This is a genomic window from Nocardia sp. NBC_01499 (assembly GCF_045040275.1).
Classification (GTDB): Bacteria; Actinomycetota; Actinomycetes; order Mycobacteriales; family Mycobacteriaceae; genus Nocardia.
Window position 1 is genome coordinate 2,904,113 of sequence record NZ_CP109426.1, and the last position, 15,695, is coordinate 2,919,807.

Consider the following 15,695-nt stretch of genomic DNA (forward strand, 5'->3'; position numbering starts at 1 on the left):
CCACCCGTGCGTGGGATCTATCGACAAGGTGCTGAGCGGGTGGTGCTCCATGACGCGCCAGCGGCTAGAGGATGGCGAAGGCTACGACGAGGCCGAGGGCGAAGTGGGCGGCGGCTACTACCAGGACTTCGGTGGTGTAGGTGGCGGATTGGAGGACGGCGCCGATGTCGATGCCGAGGACCTTTTCGATGACGCGGACCGAGATCACCTGGGCGATGATGCCGACCAGGCCGAAGATGAGGGCGGCGATGAGGCCCTCGGAGAGTTTGCCGCCGCTGCCTACCGCGAGGATGGCAAGGACAACGATGAAGGCCATGCTGATCATGCCCGCGGCGGCGACGATGATCGCGTTGGGCTTGCCCGCGACGACTAGGGCACGCAGCTTGCCCGGGGTGGTCAGGTCGATTGCGTAGAAGCCGACGAGCATCAGTACCAGACCGATGAGTGCGTAAAGGATGATCGCTCCAACGCCCTCGCCGAGCGAATTCCAGTACCCCGATTCGAGGGCGACTGCGGTCATCATTTTCCTTCCGATGAGGGCTGGGCGATGCGGTGCGGAACGAAGGCGGAGCCGTCGTCGGTGATCAGGCCGGCGGTCTCCCTGATGCCGAGGCCCGCGGCGGCGTCGCCGACGACCCAGGCGCCGAGCACGGGGCGCATGTCGTCGAATTCCGGTAGCGGATCAAGCAATTGGTAGACGTAGCCCTCTTCGCCGTACACACCGCCGGTGGCGGTCTCCAGTCCGGCGCCGACGATGGTCATGTTGGCGCCCTCACGGCCGAGCTTCGGCTTACGGATGTATTCGGTGAGCTCGTTGGGCTGATCCAGGTAGGCGGGCAACAGATTCGGGTGCCCCGGGTACATCTCCCACAGCACCGCGAGGATCGCCTTGTTGCTGAGCAACGTCTTCCACAGCGGTTCGATCCACATGGTTTGCGGCAGGCTGGCGACGACCCGCTTGCCGAAGTCATCGTCCAGGGCCCATTCCCACGGGTAGAGCTTGAAGATCGACTCGATCGGCGCCTCGGCCAGATCGACGAAACGCTCCAGCTCCGTGTCGAATCCGACCTCTTCGATCGGCAACGCGATGGTGTCGAACCCGGCCTCGGCCGCGGTCTCCTGCATGTAGGCGGTGGTGACGTTGTCCTCGCCGGTGGCGTCGGCCCCCGACCAGCTGAAGTGCAGCTGCGCGGTCGGCAGGGTGTCGCGCAGCGCGGCCCAGCGCTCGACGAGCTTCTCGTGCAACGAATTCCATTGATCGCCGCCGGGATACAGCGCGGTGAGCCAGTGCCACTGCACAATCGCCGCCTCGAGCAGCGACGTCGGCGTATCGGCGTTGTACTCCAGTAGTTTCGCCGGACGACGCGCGTCGTAGCGCAGATCGAATCGTCCGTACACGTAAGGGTCACTGCGCCGCCATGATTCGGCGATCGGCCCCCAACTCCATTCGGGCAGACCGAAATCCTTGAACCGCTCGGTGAGCACGACGTGCTCGACGGCGTCCAGGCACATCGAGTGCAGCAGCTCGACATCGGCTTCGAGCGCGAGGATTTCGTCCATCTCGAACTCGTAGTGCACCGACTCGTCCCAGTACGGTCGCGGCCGCCCGCTGGCATCGCGGCCCGGCACACCGTAGACGAGGCCCTGACTCTCGGTGATCTGCTGCCAATCCGGCCGGGGCGTACTGCGTACTCGCCGCACTACGATCCTCCGCCAGTGCTCTTGCTGCCGAGTCCGCCGCGCTGAATGGTGGTGCCGCTCTTCGTTTTTATCTCGGCGCTCTTGGGTTTCACGGTGGTGCCACCCGTCGGCGGCTGGCCGATGGTGGGGGTGCCGCCGTAGTAGTAGCGGTATTGCGGGCCGCCGCCGAGTAGGATCAGCCCCGGTCCGATGCCACCGTCACCGACGAAGCCCTGGCGACCGTCGCCGCAATAGCTGTCGGCGACAACGACTTCCTGGCCGTTCTCGGTCTTCACGCACGACGCGGTGACCTTGTCGGGTGCGGTGATCGCACTGTAGGCGAGGTAACCGCCGCCGACGATCGCCGCGACACCGACGATCGCGACTCCGCCGATCATCACCCGCTTGCGGGTGCGTTTCTTGGCCTCGTCCGCCGCGACGGCGGCCTGCTGCGCTTCCTCGGCCCGCTTACGGGCCTTGTCCCTGGCCCGCGCCTCGGCCACCGTCGGCGGGCGTGGCTGGGTGATGCCAGGCTCCTGCCGCTGCACACTGCCTTTCCGGACCTGTTGCGGCGCAGGCGATTCCGGAACATCGGTAGGCGGGGCCGCCAGCTGTCCCGGTGCCGCGCCGAGTCCGGCCGGATTCGGCTCGTTCGTACCGAATTCGGCCGTATCGCTCGGCTCGGGAGTGGTCGCCTCGTGCGCGCTCGACGGTTGCTCCGCCTCGGCGGGATGTTCGTTCCCCGGACGCTCGTCACCGGGATTGTGCGTGCTCACTGTCGAGTCCTCGTCCTATCCCGGCTCACAACTACCGCTCCTCGAATCCGGTCAAATCACCCCGCACGGGGTCCCAGCTTTCCACAACCAAGGTCACCCGACCAGGTGTGTCACCGGAACGTAGCAGTCCGAGCAACCGCGCGCAGTCGTCTCGCGGCCCCTCCGCGACGACATGGACCCGCCCGTCCCGCGCGTTCGTCGCATGCCCGGTCAACCCGAGCTCCAACGCACGTGACCGCGTCCACCAGCGGAATCCCACACCTTGGACGCGGCCGTGCACCCATGCGCTCAGCCGAACCAGCTCAGCGGTTTCGCCCATCAGGCTTCGATATCGAAGGACAAGGTCACCTTCGTCCCCGCCTGCAGAGTCCGGCCGACCGTGCACGCCTTATCGATGGCACGCTGCACGGTAACCAGCAGCCGCTCCCTCGCCTCCTGGTCCAATTCGCTGAGGTCGAGCTGGAACGTCTCGTCCAGCTGCGGGTACAGCTCGTTCTCCCGATCCGCGTCACCGGACACCCGGATGGTCGCGTCGAAGGAGTCGCCGAGCTTGCGCGCGAGCGAGAAGTCAGCGCTCAGTCCCGAGCAACCGGCCAGCGCGATCTTCAACAATTCGCCGGGGGTGAAAGCGCCCGGCACGCCCTGCGAGGCAATCAGTACCTCGGCGCCGCGCGAGCTGCGCCCGGTGTACGCCCGCGTCCCGGTGCGTTCGACCCATAGTTCGGTCGGTTGTTGTGCCGCAGTCGCGGGTGTTTGTTCAGCCATGGGCTCGATCCTGCCAGCTCCCCCGCCTCTCCGAGTCTTCAGGCCAGACTCGTGTGCCACCCGAGTTTCGTTGGCGACCGGCGGCAAGGAAGTGCCGAGTCAGCCCGTTCCCGGTGAGTTACCCATGTCCTTGCGATATCAGTTGCCCTGTCGAGTCTCCGACTCACTCCTGGAACCGGTAACCCATTCCCGCCTCGGTCAACAGGTGCTTGGGGTGTGACGGATCGTCCTCGAGCTTGCGCCGCAACTGAGCCAAATACACACGCAGGTAATGGGTTTCGGTCGCGTATGACGGTCCCCACACCTCGCGCAGCAACTCCTTGCGCCCGACCAGCTTGCCCTTGTTGCGCACCAACATCTCGAGCATGCCCCACTCGGTCGGCGTGAGATGCACGGTCTCGTCGTTCTTGGTCACCTTCTTGGCGGCGAGGTCGACGGTGAACGACGAGGTCACCACCACCGGATCGGACGAGTCGGTGTCGGCGGCGCCGCGCCGGACCGCGGCGCGCAGCCGGGCCAGCAGTTCGTCCATCCCGAAGGGCTTGGTGACGTAGTCGTCGGCGCCCGCGTCCAGTGCCTCGACCTTGTCCGCCGAGTCGGTGCGCGCGGAAAGCACGATCACCGGCGCTGAGGTCCAGCCACGCAGACCGGCAAGCACCTCGATGCCGTCGATATCGGGCAGCCCGAGATCGAGGATGACCACGTCGGGGTGCTTATCGGCGGCCGCTCGCAACGCGGCGCCGCCGGTGCCCGCGGTGATCACCTCGTAGCCGCGGACGGACAGGTTGATCCGCAGCGCGCGCACGATCTGCGGTTCGTCGTCGACCACCAGCACCTTGATCGCCGGGGCATCCTGCTTCTTGTCGGTCATCACGGCTTCCTGTGTGGTCCGGGGCTGCGGGGCTCCCACTGTCGATGCGTCCATCATCAGCTGCTCGCTTCCGTTTCGTCGGCAGGCAGGTCCACGATCATGGTCAATCCTCCGCCAGGGGTCGGTTCGGCGTGCACGGTGCCACCCATCGCCTCGACGAAACCGCGCACCACCGACAGGCCGAGCCCGACGCCGGTGGTGTTGTCACGGTCGCCGAGCCGCTGGAACGGCTCGAACAGTTGCTCCTCGGTGCCCGACGGCACGCCGGGACCGACATCAACCACAGCGATTGATACGCGCTCCCCCTCGCGTTCGGCGGTGACCCGCACCGGCGTGTCGCGTGTCGCGTGCCGCAACGCGTTGTCGATCAGGTTCGCCACCACTCGCTCGAGCAGCCCGGCGTCCGCGCGTACGGAGACGTCGCCGACCTCGACCTTTACCCGATCCATCGCGGCGCGCCGCAGCCCACGCGCGCCCATCCCGACGCTGACCAGCGCCTGATGCACCACCTCGTCCATGTACACCCGCTGCAGCTGCGGTTTCACCACGCCGACGGCGAGCCGGGACGAGTCGAGCAGGTTGCCGACGAGCGCGGTCAGCTGATCCACCGATTCCTCGATGGTCTCCAGCAATTCGGTGGTGTCCTCGGCGGAGAACTCGATGTCGTCGCTGCGCAGGCTGGACACGGCGGCCTTGGCCCCGGCCAGCGGGGTGCGCAGGTCGTGGCTCACCGCGGAGAGCAGCGCCCGGCGTAAACGGTCCGCCTCTAGTAGCGCCGCGGCGGCGCTGGCCTCCTCGGCGAGCCTGGATTGGCGCACCAGCCCCGCCGCCTGGTTGGCGACGGCGTTGAGCACCGGCCGGTCGCCCGCGGCCAACGGCCGTCCGGCCAGCAGCAGCCAGCTCGACGCGTCGCCTGCCTGAATAGCGGTCTCGGCCTCGGCGGCGCGCTGCGGCGGATTCGGACCCACCGCGGCGACCACCTGTTCGCCGCACATCATGCTGACCGCGCGCAGGCCGTAGGTCTCCCTGACCTGTTCCAGCAGATTGGGCAGGTCCGCACCGTGCAGCACGGCGCCGGCGAACAGCGTCAGCAATTCGGCTTGCTGAGAAGCCCGGCGCGCCTGCCTGGTCTGCCGCGCGGCCACATCGACCAGCGCGGCCACCGCGACCGCGACGAACAGCAACACCACCACCGTGACGAAGCTGTCCGGCGCGGCGATGGTCAGGCTGTACCGCGGATCGGCGAAGAACCAGTTCAGCAGCAGACCGGACAGCAGCGCCGAAAAGGCCGCTGGGACAACACCACCGAGCAACGCGACGGCGACGACGCCGATGAAGAACACCGCGCTGAGGCCGCCGAGCTGAAGGTATCCGTCGAGGAGCCAGCCACAGATCCCGCACACCGCGAGCGGCACGAGTACGGCGGCGAGCCAGGCCCGGATCGGCTGTCGCGGCATGAGCGAGTACCGGCGCAGACCGCGGTGCGCCTCCTCGTGCGTCACCATGTGCACGTCGATCTTGCCCGACTGCTGCACAACGGTGGAGCCGATGCCCTCGTCGAGCATCCGCGCCCACCTCGACCGCCGCGAGGTGCCAAGCACCAGCTGCGTCGCGTTCACCTCGCGGGCGAATTCCAGCAGCGTGCTCGGCACATTGTCGCCGGTGACCGTGTGCAGCGAGGCGTCAAGGCTGGCGGCGAGTTCACGCAGCCTGGCCAGCCGTTCGGTGGATACCCCGGCCAGCCCGTCGCCGCGCACGACGTGCACGAGGACGAGCTCGGCACTTGCCTTGCTCGCGATGCGACTGGCCCGGCGCACCACCGTCTCCGATTCCGGCCCGCCGGTCACCGCGACGACGACCCGTTCGCGCGCCTCCCACAGATCGGTGATCTTGTGGTCGGCCCGGTATTTCGACAGCGCGGCGTCGACCTGATCGGCCAACCACAGCAGCGCCAATTCCCTTAGCGCGGTGAGGTTTCCGGGACGGAAGTAGTTGCGCAGCGCGGCGTCGACCTTGTCGGCCGCGTATACGTTGCCGTGCGAGAGCCTGCGCCGCAATGCTTCCGGGGTGAGGTCGACCAGCTCGACCTGATCCGCGCCGCGCACCACCGCGTCCGGCACGGTTTCGCGCTGCTGGATGCCGGTGATCTGCTCGACGACATCGTTGAGGCTTTCCAGGTGCTGCACGTTGACCGTCGAGATCACGTCGATGCCCGCGTCGAGGAGTTCTTCGACGTCCTGCCAACGCTTTTCGTGCCTGCCGCCGGGCGCGTTGGTGTGCGCCAACTCATCGACAAGTGCTACGGCCGGATGGCGGCGCAGTACCGCGTCGACATCGAGTTCGGGCAGCTCGGTACCTCGGTACTCCACCATCTTGGGTGGAATCCGCTCGATGCCTTCGAGCAGACCGGCGGTCTTGGCCCGCCCGTGTGTCTCCACCACCGCAGCCACCACGTCGCGGCCGCGCTCGAGCCGTCGGTGTGCCTCGCCGAGCATGGCGAAGGTCTTGCCGACTCCCGGCGCGGCGCCAAGGTAGATACGGAGTTGTCCGCGTTTCACTCGTCCATCATTGCGCGTCGTGGTCCTTGAACCGAGCACCACGTGGACATAACGGCGCGCTGCATTCGCTGCTCAAGCATCGAACGGCCCTGGCCCGATACCGTGCCAGGTGTGTCCTTGGTCGTTGTCGACGACCATGCTCTGTACCTGCCTGTCTTCGACGCGTGCCCCCAGCGCGCGAATGAGCAACGCGCAACACACGAACCCGACGATGACGGCGACGGCGACAGCCGACATTTCGATCCTCTCTGGCGACCTATGCGAACAACCGGTTGCGCTGGAGTGGTCCGCCTGGCCGGCCCTCCACTACTACCCGCCCATATGGAGATCACGCGGATCTTTACGGTGTGTTGACGGCATCGCCGCACACTTTGACGGCATCCTTTCAGCTATCCAAGGCCGTGGTGTAAACGAAGCGCAAAGGCAATGGTTGGTCGCGCAAAGGAGTCGTAAGGAACCTCGGCTGGGGCCGGATCGAAGACTTGACTCGCCTGGGCGCGCTTCACAACAGGAGCGCTGTGATGGAGGTTGGTTAAACATGTCTGTCGTGGTGTTCACGGTGCTCACCGTGGCGATCTTCGCCCTGTTGGGCCTGATCCAGCGAGGGGTGGAGAAGCTGTGATCGCGAACCTGATCGGTTTGGTTCTCGCCATCTCCGTCGCGATTTACATGGTCGCGGCGCTGCTTTTCCCCGAGAGGTTCTAGGTGAACACGACCACAGCGGGGATCGCCTTTATCGCGTCCCTGATCATCGCGCTTGCCCTGGTGCATGTGCCCTTGGGCGACTACATGTTCCGGGTCTACAACAACACCAAACACTCCCGCGCCGAACGCGTCCTCTACAAAGCCATCGGCGTGCAACCCGAGGTCGAGCAGACCTGGGGCGTGTATGCCCGCAGTGTGCTGGCCTTCTCCGGAGTCAGCATTCTGTTCCTGTTCTTCCTGCAACTGGTCCAGGGCAAACTGCCACTGCATTTGAACAATCCCGGCACCGAGATGACCCCGGCGCTGGCCTGGAACACCGCGGTCAGCTTCGTGACGAATACGAACTGGCAGAACTACTCCGGTGAATCCACCCAGGGCCACCTGGTGCAGATGGCCGGACTCGCGGTGCAGAACTTCGTCTCCGCCGCTGTCGGCATGGCCGTCGCGGTCGCGCTGGTCCGCGGGTTCGCTCGCCGCCACACCGGCGATCTCGGCAACTTCTGGGTGGACCTGGTGAGGGGTACCATCCGCATCCTGTTGCCGATCGCGTTCATCTTCGCGATCGTGTTGGTCGCCGGTGGTGTGATCCAGAACTTCCACCTGCACGACCAGGTCGCGCAGACGTTGAACGGCACCGAGCAGACCATTACCGGCGGGCCGGTGGCCAGCCAGGAGGTCATCAAGGAACTCGGCACCAACGGCGGCGGTTTCTACAACGCGAACTCTTCGCACCCGTTCGAGAACCCGACCACCTGGACCAACTGGCTCGAGATCTTCCTGATCCTGGTGATCAGCTTCTCGCTGCCACGCACCTTCGGCCGGATGGTCGGCAGCAAGAAGCAGGGCGTTGCCATCGCCGCGGTGATGGGCACGATCGCGATCGTCAGCATCGCGTTGAGCAACGTTTTCCAGCTCGCTCACCATGGCACGGTGCCGACCGCGATCGGTGCGTCCATGGAGGGCGTCGAAACCCGTTTCGGCGTAGCCGATTCCGCCACCTTCTCCGGCGCGACCACGCTGACCTCCACCGGTGCGGTGGACTCGTTCCACGATTCCTACACCAGCCTCGGCGGCATGATGACGATGTTCAACATGCAACTGGGCGAAGTCGCGCCCGGCGGAACGGGTTCCGGGCTTTACGGCATGCTCATCCTCGCGGTGATCACCGTCTTCGTCGCCGGGCTGATGGTCGGGCGCACACCGGAATACCTCGGCAAGAAGATCACCCCACGCGAAATCAAGCTCGCCGCTTCCTATTTCCTGGTCAGCCCGCTGATCGTGTTGATAGGCACCGCGATTGCGATGGCGATGCCCGGTCAACGGGCGGCAATGGCGAACTCCGGGCCGCACGGGCTCTCGGAAGTGTTGTACGCCTTCACCTCTGCGGCCAACAACAACGGCTCCGCGTTCGCGGGTCTGTCCGGCAATACCGAGTGGTACAACACCGCACTGGGGCTGGCCATGGTCTTCGGCCGGTTCCTGCCGATCATCTTCGTGCTCGCGCTCGCCGGTTCGCTGGCCAAGCAGGGCAATACCCCTGAGTCGATCGGCACGCTGCCGACGCACCGGCCGCAGTTCATCGGCATGGTCGTCGGCACCACCGTGATCCTGGTCGCGCTCACCTTCCTGCCCGCACTCGCGCTCGGGCCGCTCGCTGAAGGAATCCACTGAAATGACCAGTCCCACTACCGAAATCACTGTTCCGGACGAGTTCAACGAGTCGAAGAAGCAGCTGGAGCAGAAGTCGGGTCGCGTCCCGCGTGGCGCGCTCGATCCCAAGATGCTGCTGACCTCGCTGCCCGACGCGGTACGCAAGCTGGATCCGCGCACCATGTGGCGCAACCCGGTGATGTTCATCGTCGAACTCGGCGCCGTCTGGTCGACCGTGCTCGCGATCAGTGATCCCACCTTCTTCGCCTGGGCGATCGTGGTGTGGCTGTGGCTCACCGTGATCTTCGCCAACCTCGCCGAAGCCGTCGCCGAGGGACGAGGCAAGGCGCAGGCCGACACGCTGCGCAAGGCCAAGACCGACACCGTCGCACGGCGTTTGGTGGACTGGACGCCTGGCGGTCAGGTCGTCGAGGAGGGCATCGCCGCACCGGAACTGCAGCGCGGGGACCACGTCGTGGTCGAGGCCGGACAGGTCGTCCCCGGTGACGGTGACGTCGTGGAAGGCATTGCGTCGGTGGATGAATCGGCGATCACCGGTGAATCCGCGCCGGTGATCCGGGAATCCGGCGGTGACCGTTCCGCGGTAACCGGCGGCACCACCGTGCTGTCGGACCGGATCGTCGTCAAGATCACCCAGGAACCGGGCAAGAGCTTCATCGACAAGATGATCGCCCTCGTAGAAGGCGCGAGCAGGCAGAAGACGCCCAACGAGATCGCGCTCAACATCCTGCTCGCCTCGCTCACGATCATCTTCGTGTTTGCCGTGGTCACCCTGCAGCCGTTGGCGATCTTCTCCAAGGCGAACAACCCTGGCGTGGCGGACACTTCGGCGCTGGACGTCAACGGGATCACCGGGATCGTCATGGTCTCGCTGCTGGTCTGCCTTATCCCGACCACCATCGGCGCGCTGCTCTCGGCCATCGGTATCGCGGGCATGGACCGCCTCGTACAGCGCAACGTGCTCGCTATGTCCGGGCGCGCGGTCGAGGCCGCGGGCGACGTGAACACGCTGCTGCTGGACAAGACCGGCACCATCACCCTCGGCAACCGGCAGGCCTCGGATTTCGTTCCGATGCCTGGTATTTCGGCCGACGAGCTGGCCGATGCGGCCCAGCTGTCCAGCCTCGCCGACGAGACCCCAGAGGGTCGCTCCATCGTCGTGTACGCCAAGCAGGAGTTCAACAAGCGCGAGCGCACGCCCGGCGAGCTGAAGGGCGCTACCTGGGTGGAATTCACCGCGCAAACCCGGATGTCGGGTGTCGACCTGACCGGCGGGCACCAGCTGCGCAAGGGTGCGGCCAGCGCGGTCATCGAATGGGTTCGCGCGCAAGGCGGTAACGTGCCGAGCGAGGTCGGCGTGACCGTCGACGGCGTCTCCGCCTCCGGTGGCACGCCGCTGGTCGTCGGCGAGGTCAGGGACGGCACCGCGCGCCTGCTCGGCGTCATTCACTTGAAAGACGTTGTCAAGCAAGGCATGCGGGAGCGCTTCGACGAGATGCGCAGGATGGGCATCCGCACCGTCATGATCACCGGCGATAATCCGTTGACCGCCAAGGCGATCGCCGACGAAGCAGGCGTGGACGACTTCCTCGCCGAAGCCACGCCGGAGGACAAGCTGGCGCTGATCAAGAAGGAGCAGGACGGTGGCCGACTGGTCGCGATGACCGGTGACGGCACCAACGACGCACCGGCGCTGGCCCAGGCCGACGTGGGCGTGGCCATGAACACCGGCACCTCGGCGGCCAAAGAGGCCGGCAACATGGTCGATCTGGACTCGGATCCGACCAAGCTCATCGAAATCGTCGAGATCGGCAAGCAGCTGCTCATCACTCGCGGTGCGCTGACCACGTTCTCGATCGCCAATGACATCGCCAAGTACTTCGCGATCCTGCCCGCGCTGTTCATCGCGCTGTTCCCCGGGCTCGACGCGCTGAACATCATGCGGCTGCACAGCCCGCAGTCGGCGATCCTGTCCGCGGTCATCTTCAACGCGATCATCATCGTCGCGCTGATCCCGCTGTCGCTGCGCGGCGTGAACTACACGCCGAGCAATGCGTCGAAGTTGTTGAGCCGCAACCTGTTGATCTACGGCCTCGGCGGCATCATCGCACCGTTCATCGGGATCAAGATCATCGACCTCGTTGTCCAACTCCTCCCTGGGATGTCCTGACATGCAGTTTTCAACTTGGATCCGGCAGCATCTGGCCGCGTTGCGCGCGCTGCTCGTGCTCACCGTGATCACCGGAATCGTCTATCCCCTCGCGGTTTTCGCGATCGCGCAGATACCGGGCCTGCACGACAAGGCGGACGGGTCGCTGATCAAGGTCGATGACAAGGTCGTCGGCTCCAGCCTGCTCGGGCAGTCCTTCACCGACCCCGACGGCAAGGCGCTGGTGCAGTACTTCCAGAGCCGTCCGTCCTCGGCGGGCAGCAGCGGCTACGACCCGATGGCCACCGCGGCAAGCAATCTCGGCCCCGAGAGCATCGTGGACACCCTCGACGCCGACCCGGCGAACGTGAAGCTGAGCCTGCTGTCCACCGTGTGCGCGCGCAGCAAGGCGATCGGCGACCGTGAAGGGGTCGACGGCGCCCGCCCGTTCTGCACCAAAGACGGTGTCGGCGCGGTGCTCTCGGTGATCGGACCGCGCGACACCGACGGTGAGGTTTCCCATCCCACCCAGGTGGTGAGCGTCAACGAGGCGTGGCCGGCGACGCCGTTCCTGGCCACCTACAAGGGTGTGCGGGTCGAGTGCGCCAAGCCGGGCGAGGACTACTCGGCCGGACGAATCGTTCCGATCTTCGGCGACGCGCCCGTCGATACACCGGTCCCCACCGACGCGGTCACCGCCAGTGGCAGTGGGCTGGACCCGCATATCTCCCCCAGGTACGCGGACATCCAGATCGCGCGGATCGCTAAGGCCCGCAACATCTCCGGTGATCAGGTCCGTCAGCTGGTGGATGCGCACACCACCGGCCGCACCCTCGGTTTCCTCGGCGAACCCCGCGTCAACGTGGTCGAGCTGAACCTCGACCTCGACCAGCGGTATCCGTTCCGCGGCTGATCCAGAACCCGAAGAGGGCCGGTGACAACACGTCACCGGCCCTCTTGCTATTCGAGTGGCACATCATGGCGGGGCGCACATGCGTTTCGCCGCCACCCTTTTGGCGCTGAACTCAGTCGTCTTGCTTCTTCGGCTGCGGGCCGAGGGGAAGCAAGGGGGCGCGAGTGACCAGGCAGAACGGGTGGCCTGCCGGGTCGAGCAGCACCCGCCACGCATCCGGGTCAGGTTGTACCTCGGCGACCCGTGCCCCCACCCGGACGGCCTCCGCCTGCGCGTCGTCCAGATTGTCTACCTTGAGATCTAGATGGATGTTGTTCGGAGTGTCCCCCGCGGGCCACGTCGGCGGCTGATAGTCCGGTACCAGCACCGCGCACAGCGAACCGCGTTCGGTGTGCACCACAGCCAAATCGTCTGCGCGATAAACGATCTCCCCTCCGAGCAAAGCGGCCCAGAACACCGCCAGCTCCTCCTTGTCGGCACAGTTCAAAGTGATCAGACTCAATTGAGCGATAGCCACGAAAACGATCTTACGGATCGTCACCGCGACCGCGCCGTTAAGAGTTGGCGTCCAGTCGTTTTGCCCGTCGAGCTTCGCTTGGCACCCGCAGATTGACGATCTTGCCCGCGAGGCTCCGGCGTTGCGATCGCTGGCGGGCGTCGAGTTCGAACATCAGGTCCAGGAACGGTCGGCCCATCACCTCCGCGACCCTGCGGTCCACCTCGTATGCGATGCGCCGACTCCGGACCACAGTCGCCACGACCGACCAGACCGCGTACGCCACTGTGGCCGCCACTATCGACTGCCAGTTCGGGCCGCCGGTGACGCCGATCAGGAACAAAATCGCCACGGCACCGACGAGACCGACCGTGAGCGCGAACTTCTGCCGCCCGGCCCAGGCGAGCTCCAAGCCGACCACGGCGGACGCGAGCGCGCCTTCCTGCTCGGCCGCTGAGAGGGAGTCGCCGAAGCCGGTGCCGATCACGACGACCGGCTGTCGTCTCCGCAGGAGCGGATGCACGCCGTCGGGCAGCCACTTCGGCACGAAGCCTGCCTCGATGTGCGGCGGCCGCACATCGAATCGCGCCGCGAGTTCCTTGGCACATGCACTGATCGAATCCAGATCCACGGCCATATCATCCGGGACGTCCTCGGGACCTGGCGCGAGGCCTCTTCGCAGTCAAGCCTCCGGGGGCCTACCAGACCAGGGTTACGTCACCGATGCGGACGCTTCCGAAGAACCTCTTGCCCACATCTGAGCCGTCTCGGTTGTAGCTGTTCATGATCTCTGCCAGTTCGTCGGCCAGCGCTTGTAGCTCCGGGCTGACGGATTCGTCCTCGGTTGCCCGGCCCCACCCCGGCGGAACTCCCTCGACGGTGATGACGATCCGGCCGAATGACGGTGTCTCGACGGAGTACGAAATCCCTTCTGGGGCATCGCGGATGGGGCTACGCAAGGCAACTTCGGTGGGTGACCCGAACACCGAGAATGTTCGAGCGAACGCGATGTCCGCACGGATCATCTCCGCGATGCGCGGCAGGTCGGCATGCCGCCCGGCCCGGTCGTGGCGCGCACCGTACGACCGGTCGCCGACCGGCACTGTTCCCGCACTGCCACCTGACTTATGCAGAATCCGATCAAGCATCCGCTGCGCACCGCACGTTCACTGCCCCCAGTACCCGGATGATCGATCAGCGCCCGCAACCGAGCGATTCGCACTCCCAAACCAGAACTCACCGCCACCACCCTCCTCAGCTACGTCCCCACCCAGCCAAATCTAGCCCAGCCATCAACAACCGGACGGCACCGCGAACGGGACATGAGGGCGCGGCTACTCGCACTTTGCCGCCACTATGTCCCGTTCGATGGGGAGGGTCAGCTCGTTGGTGTCGTTGGTCGCCGCGATGGCCGTTTTCGGTTGGTTGCCAGCCTGGCCGCCGTTGCGGTGGCTACCAGAGTCCAGATCAGGATGAGGGCCACGGTGAGGCCGAGTGGGTAGTCGCGGTCGAGCACGGTGGGGTTGTCCGGCATGGCGTGGCCGCGGTCGAGTACGGGGGCGGCGATCAGGAGCAATGCAGCTGTGCAGACCGCGCCGCACGCGGTCGGCCCCCACCAGGAGTTGGGCAGGAATCGGCGCGCGGTAACGCCGACGGCGGCGCAGAGCGGCGCGAATACCGCGTCGTGCAACAGGATTCCGCTCGCGAACCACAGTGCGACCGAGAACAGATCGGCTCGAGGGAAGTCGAGCAGCAAGGTGATTCCGTACCAGCCGAGCCATAGCCCGGCCAGGAGCAGCAGGATTCGGATCGCGATCATGACCGTGCCTCGATCGTCGAAAGCCATTTGGTCTGCAGCACGCCCGGACGACTCGGTGCGATGAGACGACACGGATAGCCGTGGTCGACATCGAGAGTCTGCCCGTTCAACGACAACGCCACCAGCGTGTCGGAGTCGACCGCATGCCGTTGCGGCAGAACCGAACTGGCGTAGATTCCGCTCGTCTCCAGCGAGCGGAATCGCACGTCGCCACCGGGGTACGCACCCACGGCGGCCAGGAGATCACGCAGGCGAACACCCGACCAGTCGGCCGACGCGCTCCACCCTTCGACACAAGCGATCGGCAGCCGAGCATGCACCTGCGGCATGGCAACCAATTCGTCCCTGGTGAAGCTACGCTGCCGATCGCCGACCAACACCGTCAACCGGTAGTCAGCAGCACGCGCCAACTCGACAACCCCCGCGGCCCGCGCCGACCTATTAACTGGAACCCCTTGCGCCCCTTCCCCACTACGCGGCGCAAGCACCGCAGCCCAACGCAGCCAAGGAACGGTCTGCCCAGCAACCGCCAACCCCGCAACCCCCGCAGAAACCCACGCCGCAGCCAACACGGTCCGCCGCGAAACATGGCGCGCCCCAACGGAATCGACTCCAGCACGCACAACCTCGACCCGATCCGGGCCCGAGTCCGAGTCCGAGTCAGAGGGCGAGGCAAGGTCAGCGGCCGCGACCGGGTCGGCACCTACGCCCACGTCCAAGGCCGCGCCGAGGTCCGAAACCGGGGCCGCCGCCGAGTCCAGAGCCGCAGTTGGCGCCGAGCCCGAGACCACACCCGAGGCCGAAGCCACACCCTGATGCGAGCCCGAGGCCGCGGCCAGGGGCGAAGTCGAGTCCTGGGACAGGTCCGATGCCGAGACCACACCCGGGTCTGAAGCCGCGACCGAAGCCGAGTCCGCGTCCAGGAGCGAGGCTGCGTCCGGGTGCGGGTCCGACGCCGAGACCACGCCCGACACTTCGTCCGAGTCCGGGGCTGGGGCCGAAGACACACCCGAGGCCGAGGCCGAGGCCGAGCCCGAGGTCGCGGCCAGGTGCGAGGCCGAGTCCGGGTGCGGGTCCGACGCCGAGACCATGCCCGGGCGGGGGACCATTCCTGAGCCTGAGCCCAACGGCACGTCCGAGCTGGCAGCCATGCCTGGGTTTGCAGCCGCGTCTGAGTTGGATGCCACGTCTGGGGCCGACGTGGCGACCACGCGCGGGTCCGGGGCCGCGGCAGGGCCCTGGCTGAGGGGCGAGCCCGGGGCCGCGTCCAGGTTCGAGGCTGAGGCAATGTC

17 protein-coding genes are annotated in these 15,695 nt (G+C 66.3%); 4 read left to right on the top strand and 13 right to left on the bottom strand.

Features of this window, described 5'->3' with window-relative positions:
* Positions 1 to 64: 64 nt before the first annotated feature.
* From OG203_RS13375 to OG203_RS13410, 8 genes are all read right to left on the bottom strand, one after another.
* Positions 65 to 520, bottom strand: a complete 456-nt coding sequence (locus OG203_RS13375; RefSeq protein ID WP_405165966.1) for a DUF350 domain-containing protein — start codon at positions 518 to 520, stop codon at positions 65 to 67.
* The gene (locus tag OG203_RS13380) at positions 520 to 1,701 is read right to left on the bottom strand and encodes a glutathionylspermidine synthase family protein (RefSeq protein ID WP_405165967.1); all 1,182 of its coding nucleotides are present in this window, start codon (positions 1,699 to 1,701) and stop codon (positions 520 to 522) included. Before OG203_RS13380 ends, OG203_RS13375 begins: the two co-directional genes overlap by 1 nt.
* Positions 1,701 to 2,456: a hypothetical protein gene (locus OG203_RS13385; RefSeq protein WP_405165968.1), complete on the bottom strand. Its 756-nt coding sequence runs from the start codon at positions 2,454 to 2,456 to the stop codon at positions 1,701 to 1,703. The genes OG203_RS13380 and OG203_RS13385 overlap by 1 nt, the downstream gene beginning before the upstream one ends.
* Before the next feature lie 31 nt (positions 2,457 to 2,487).
* Positions 2,488 to 2,775: an acylphosphatase gene (locus OG203_RS13390; protein WP_405165969.1), complete on the bottom strand. Its 288-nt coding sequence runs from the start codon at positions 2,773 to 2,775 to the stop codon at positions 2,488 to 2,490.
* Positions 2,775 to 3,221 (bottom strand): OsmC family protein, encoded by a 447-nt coding sequence (locus tag OG203_RS13395; protein ID WP_405165970.1) that lies wholly within the window; start codon positions 3,219 to 3,221, stop codon positions 2,775 to 2,777. Before OG203_RS13395 ends, OG203_RS13390 begins: the two co-directional genes overlap by 1 nt.
* A 163-nt stretch (positions 3,222 to 3,384) precedes the next feature.
* Complete coding sequence (locus OG203_RS13400; RefSeq protein WP_150405534.1) at positions 3,385 to 4,092, bottom strand: response regulator; 708 nt, start codon at positions 4,090 to 4,092, stop codon at positions 3,385 to 3,387.
* A gap of 56 nt (positions 4,093 to 4,148) precedes the next feature.
* Positions 4,149 to 6,650 carry an ATP-binding protein gene (locus OG203_RS13405; RefSeq protein WP_405165971.1) on the bottom strand — a complete coding sequence of 834 codons (2,502 nt, stop codon included), beginning with the start codon at positions 6,648 to 6,650 and terminating at the stop codon, positions 4,149 to 4,151.
* Positions 6,651 to 6,722: 72 nt separating this feature from the next.
* Positions 6,723 to 6,887, bottom strand: coding sequence for a hypothetical protein (locus tag OG203_RS13410; RefSeq protein WP_405165972.1), 165 nt, complete (start codon positions 6,885 to 6,887; stop codon positions 6,723 to 6,725).
* A 381-nt stretch (positions 6,888 to 7,268) separates the two neighbouring features.
* Here OG203_RS13410 and OG203_RS13415 point away from each other — a divergent pair, with 381 nt between their 5' ends.
* Genes OG203_RS13415 through OG203_RS13430 form a run of 4 tightly spaced genes read left to right on the top strand, consistent with a single transcriptional unit; the run spans position 7,269 to position 12,088 of the window.
* A complete protein-coding gene (locus OG203_RS13415) occupies positions 7,269 to 7,355 on the top strand; it encodes a potassium-transporting ATPase subunit F (protein WP_357379335.1) in 87 nt (28 codons plus the stop codon).
* A complete protein-coding gene (gene kdpA, locus OG203_RS13420) occupies positions 7,356 to 9,026 on the top strand; it encodes a potassium-transporting ATPase subunit KdpA (RefSeq protein ID WP_405165973.1) in 1,671 nt (556 codons plus the stop codon).
* 1 nt (position 9,027) lies between these two features.
* Entirely contained in the window at positions 9,028 to 11,196 is a 2,169-nt protein-coding gene (gene kdpB / locus OG203_RS13425) for a potassium-transporting ATPase subunit KdpB (protein ID WP_405165974.1), read from the top strand.
* 1 nt (position 11,197) lies between these two features.
* Entirely contained in the window at positions 11,198 to 12,088 is an 891-nt protein-coding gene (locus OG203_RS13430) for a potassium-transporting ATPase subunit C (protein ID WP_405165975.1), read from the top strand.
* A gap of 112 nt (positions 12,089 to 12,200) precedes the next feature.
* Here the strand turns inward: OG203_RS13430 and OG203_RS13435 are convergent, their stop codons facing one another.
* The 5 genes from OG203_RS13435 to OG203_RS13455 all read right to left on the bottom strand — a co-directional run bounded on the left by OG203_RS13435 (position 12,201) and on the right by OG203_RS13455 (position 15,554).
* Positions 12,201 to 12,605, bottom strand: a complete 405-nt coding sequence (locus OG203_RS13435) for a VOC family protein (protein ID WP_405165976.1) — start codon at positions 12,603 to 12,605, stop codon at positions 12,201 to 12,203.
* Between the two features lie 37 nt (positions 12,606 to 12,642).
* On the bottom strand, positions 12,643 to 13,215 hold the full coding sequence (locus tag OG203_RS13440) for a hypothetical protein (protein ID WP_405165977.1): 573 nt from the start codon (positions 13,213 to 13,215) through the stop codon (positions 12,643 to 12,645).
* Positions 13,216 to 13,282: 67 nt separating this feature from the next.
* The gene (locus tag OG203_RS13445) at positions 13,283 to 13,732 is read right to left on the bottom strand and encodes a hypothetical protein (protein WP_405165978.1); all 450 of its coding nucleotides are present in this window, start codon (positions 13,730 to 13,732) and stop codon (positions 13,283 to 13,285) included.
* A gap of 230 nt (positions 13,733 to 13,962) precedes the next feature.
* On the bottom strand, positions 13,963 to 14,403 hold the full coding sequence (locus tag OG203_RS13450) for a hypothetical protein (RefSeq protein ID WP_405165979.1): 441 nt from the start codon (positions 14,401 to 14,403) through the stop codon (positions 13,963 to 13,965).
* Positions 14,400 to 15,554: a molybdopterin-dependent oxidoreductase gene (locus OG203_RS13455; protein WP_405167867.1), complete on the bottom strand. Its 1,155-nt coding sequence runs from the start codon at positions 15,552 to 15,554 to the stop codon at positions 14,400 to 14,402. Before OG203_RS13455 ends, OG203_RS13450 begins: the two co-directional genes overlap by 4 nt.
* Between the last annotated feature and the right edge of the window lie 141 nt (positions 15,555 to 15,695).